Raw genomic sequence first — 4,134 nt, 5'->3', positions numbered from 1 at the left:
GCATGCAGTCGTGGCAAGCCCTCCGATGCCATATCGGCTCTTGAAGCTGGCTGAGGGTCATGGGTAATCAGGAATGGAATTGATATAGTATTTTAATTTCTTATATAAAAACGGCGCCTTACGGCGCCGTTTTTATTATCACTAACCCAACCAACATTACTGCAGCAGGGAGATATCCGCCACTTGCAGGAACAGGTTGCGCAGGTTGTTCAGCAGCGCCAGACGGTTGGCCTTGAGGGCTTCGTCGTCGGCCATCACCATCACCTCGTTGAAGAAGGTGTCGACCGGCTCGCGCAGGGCGGCCAGACGGGTGAGGGCAGCCTGATAGTCACCGGCGGCGAACAGCGGGGCCAGTTCGGCTTGCAGTTCGGCAACCTGGGTGGCCAGCGCCTTCTCGGCGGCATCGACCAGCAGTTCCGGTTTGACGGCAGTCGACAATTCGCCTTCGACCTTGGCCAGAATGTTGCTCACGCGCTTGTTGGCGGCAGCCAGTGCCAGAGCGGCATCCAGCGTGCGGAAGTGGCTGACGGCCTTGACGCGACGATCGAAGTCGAGCGGACGGGTCGGGCGGCGGGCCAGTACGGCCAGCACCACGTCGGCACCGATGCCTTCGTCCTGATAGGCGGCGCGGAAGCGGCCCAGCATAAAGTCGACCACGTCGGTAACGACGGTTTTGTTGGTCAGCTTGTCGCCGTAGACGCGTACCGCTTCTTCAACCAGTTCAACCAGATCCAGATCCAGCTGCTTCTCGGTCATGATGCGCAGGGCACCGATGGCGGCGCGACGCAGGGCGAACGGGTCCTTGTCACCCTTGGGCAGCATGCCGATGCCGAAGATACCGGCCAGGGTGTCGAACTTGTCGGCCAGCGCGACGGCGCAGGCAACCAGACCGGACGGCAGGGCATCGCCGGCAAAGCGCGGCATGTACTGCTCGTTGAGGGCCACGGCCACCGCTTCGTCTTCGCCATCGTGACGGGCGTAGTGCATCCCCATGACACCCTGGGTGTCGGTGAACTCGCCGACCATGTTGGTCATCAGGTCACACTTGGAGAGCAGACCGGCACGCTTGGCCTGAGCTACGTCGGCGCCGATACGCTCGGCGATAAAGCCGGCGACGGTCTCGATGCGCTCGACCTTGGCCTTGACGGTGCCCAGCTGTTGCTGGAACAGCACGGTTTCAAGGCGCGGCAGGCGGGAGGCCAGAGTCTGCTTGAGGTCGGTCTTGAAGAAGAACTCGGCGTCAGAGAGACGGGGGCGAACCACCTTCTCGTTGCCGCTGATGATCTGGCTCGGGTCTTTGGACTCGATGTTGGTGACGAAGATGAACTTCGGCAGCAGCTTGCCGTTCTTGTCGTAGACCGGGAAGTACTTCTGGTCACCCTTCATGGTGTGCACCAGCGCTTCAGCCGGAACGGCCAGGAACTTCTCTTCGAAGTTGGCGGTCAGCACCACAGGCCACTCGACCAGTGCGGTCACTTCTTCCAGCAGGGCGTCGTCCAGATCGGCTACGCCACCGAAGGCGGCAGCGGCCGCTTCGACGTCAGCCTTGATCTTGGCCTTGCGCGCCATAAAGTCGGCAATCACCATGCCGCGCTCCTGCAGGATCTGCGGGTACTGGCTGGCGTTGTCGATGGTGAACTCGCTCTCGCCCATAAAGCGGTGGCCGCGAAGGGTGCGGGCAGAGTCGATACCCAGAATGTGGGCGGGCACCAGATCCCCATCCAGCAGCAGGGTCACGGTGAAGACCGGACGCACAAACTGGATGGTCTTGTCGCCCCAGCGCATCATTTTCGGGATCGGCAGTTTGGCCAGTGCCTGGCTAACCAGCTCGCCCAACAGTTCTTTGGCTGGACGGCCTTCGACCTTGGCGGTGTGAACCAGCCATTCGCCCTTGTCGGTGACCAGACGCTCGGCCTGCTCAACGGTGATGCCGTTGCCACGGGCCCAGCCTTCGGCGGCCTTGGTCGGCTTGCCTTCGGCATCGAACGCCTGTGCTACGGCCGGGCCGCGCTTCTCGACGCTCTTGCTCGGCTGTTCGCCAGCCAGCCCGCTCACCTTCAGCGCCAGACGGCGCGGTGAGGCAAACCACTCGACGTCGCCAAAGGCCAGATCGGCCTTGGTCAGTTCGGCTTTGAAGTTGTCGGCAAAGGCTTCGGCCAGGGAGCGCAGGGCTTTGGGCGGCAGCTCAGCAGTACCGATCTCTACCAGAAATGTATGTTGTGCCATGTCCGTTCCTTAACCTTGCTTGTTCTCTGTGCGCTGACACATGGGGAAACCCAGCGCTTCGCGGGAGGCGTAGTATGCCTCTGCCACGGCCTTGGTCAGGGTGCGAATGCGCAGGATGTAGCGCTGACGCTCGGTGACCGAGATGGCCTTGCGGGCATCCAGCAGGTTGAAGGAGTGAGCGGCCTTGAGGATGCGCTCGTAGGCAGGCAGCGGCAGCGGTTTTTCCAGTGCCAGCAGATTCTGGGCTTCCTTCTCGTACTGCTCGAAGCAGTGGAACAGGAACTCCACGTCGGCGTGTTCGAAGTTGTAGGTGGATTGCTCCACTTCGTTCTGGTGGAACACGTCGCCGTAGGTGGTCTTGCCCAGGGGGCCGTCAGACCAGACCAGGTCGTAGACGCTGTCGACGCCCTGGATGTACATGGCCAGACGCTCGAGACCGTAGGTGATCTCGCCGGTGACCGGCTTGCACTCGAGGCCGCCAACCTGCTGGAAGTAGGTGAACTGGGTCACTTCCATGCCGTTCAGCCACACTTCCCAACCCAGGCCCCAGGCACCCAGCGTCGGGTTTTCCCAGTTGTCTTCCACGAAGCGGATGTCGTGGATCTCGGGATCCATGCCCAGCTCTTTCAGGGAGCCCAGATAGAGTTCCTGAATGTTGTCGGGGGAGGGCTTGATGATCACCTGGAACTGGTAGTAGTGCTGCAGGCGGTTCGGGTTCTCACCGTAGCGGCCGTCAGTCGGACGGCGGGACGGTTGTACGTAGGCGCAGGCGATGGGCTCCGGGCCCAGGGCGCGCAGGCAGGTCATGGGGTGGGAGGTACCGGCACCCACTTCCATATCCAGCGGCTGAATGATGGTACAGCCCTGGCGGGACCAATAGTCCTGCAACTGCAGGATCAGGCCCTGAAAGGTTTTGACATCGAATTTTTGCATAGTGTTTTTCGCGCGAAATGAAATCAGAGCAAGATTTGCTGAATGTGAACCGAGGGAGTATACCGTCTGGCATGGTCGGATAATAGGCGAAATTACAGGGGATTAGTGGGGCTATGTTGCCGCTTGCCCTATGATGTCGCCGACGCAAGCGGCCTGCCGATGGCCGATGAAAAACAGGGGAGAGGAAATGGAACTGCGTTGCGCCTGGGTGACCAGAGACCCGGAATACATCGAATACCATGACAAGCAGTGGGGCAGGCCGGTGTATGACGCCCGCGAGTTGTTTGCCAAGCTCTGCCTCGATGGCCAACAGGCGGGGCTGTCGTGGATCACCATCCTCAAGCGCACCGAGAGCTACCATCGCGCCTATGCGGATTTTGATCCGGTGCGCATCGTGCAGTTCGACGACCAGGACGTGGCGCGGCTGATGCAGGATACCGGCATCATCCGCAACCGGCTCAAGGTGCAATCGATCATCAAAAATGCCCGCGCCTATCTGGCGCTGGAGGCGGAAGGCATCGACTTCGTCGATTATCTGTGGAGCTTTGTCGGCGGCGCCCCCATCGTCAACCAGCGTCAGGGCAACGGCGACATTCCGGCGACCTCGCCGGAGTCGGATGCCATGTCCAAGGCCCTCAAGAAGCGCGGCTTCACCTTCGTCGGCAGCACCATCTGCTACGCCTTCATGCAGGCGGTGGGCATGGTGAACGATCATCTGGTGACCTGCCCCTGCCACGCCGAGTGCCAGCAAGCAGCGGCGACGTGAAGGGGAAATGCACGAAGAAGGGAGGCTCAAGCCTCCCTTCTTTTTTTGCTCTGAATCAGCAGGGCTCAAGGGTGCGGTCGAGCGCCTCGCACACCTCGTGGCTGCTCATCAGCCGCACGAAGGGGCCGGCCAGGGTGCAATGCTGATCAGTTAAGGATCCATTGACCGATCCTTCTGCTGTAGGACAATCCGGAACCAATCACTGGTTC

At 60.9% G+C, this 4,134-nt stretch carries 3 protein-coding genes; 1 reads left to right on the top strand and 2 read right to left on the bottom strand.

What is annotated here, in order from left to right:
* Positions 1-156: 156 nt before the first annotated feature.
* Both glyS and glyQ read right to left on the bottom strand, forming a co-directional pair.
* The gene (glyS, locus tag OKC30_RS20075) at positions 157-2,226 is read right to left on the bottom strand and encodes a glycine--tRNA ligase subunit beta (protein WP_160839477.1); all 2,070 of its coding nucleotides are present in this window, start codon (positions 2,224-2,226) and stop codon (positions 157-159) included.
* Positions 2,227-2,235: 9 nt separating this feature from the next.
* Positions 2,236-3,159 (bottom strand): glycine--tRNA ligase subunit alpha, encoded by a 924-nt coding sequence (glyQ, locus tag OKC30_RS20070; protein WP_041212022.1) that lies wholly within the window; start codon positions 3,157-3,159, stop codon positions 2,236-2,238.
* Between the two features lie 187 nt (positions 3,160-3,346).
* Here glyQ and OKC30_RS20065 point away from each other — a divergent pair, with 187 nt between their 5' ends.
* Positions 3,347-3,925 carry a DNA-3-methyladenine glycosylase I gene (locus tag OKC30_RS20065; RefSeq protein WP_160839475.1) on the top strand — a complete coding sequence of 193 codons (579 nt, stop codon included), beginning with the start codon at positions 3,347-3,349 and terminating at the stop codon, positions 3,923-3,925.
* Positions 3,926-4,134 lie beyond the last annotated feature (209 nt).

The organism is Aeromonas sp. QDB18, assembly GCF_027705325.1.
GTDB lineage: Bacteria > Pseudomonadota > Gammaproteobacteria > Enterobacterales > Aeromonadaceae > Aeromonas > Aeromonas caviae.
This window is presented reverse-complemented; position numbering and strand designations above follow the sequence as displayed.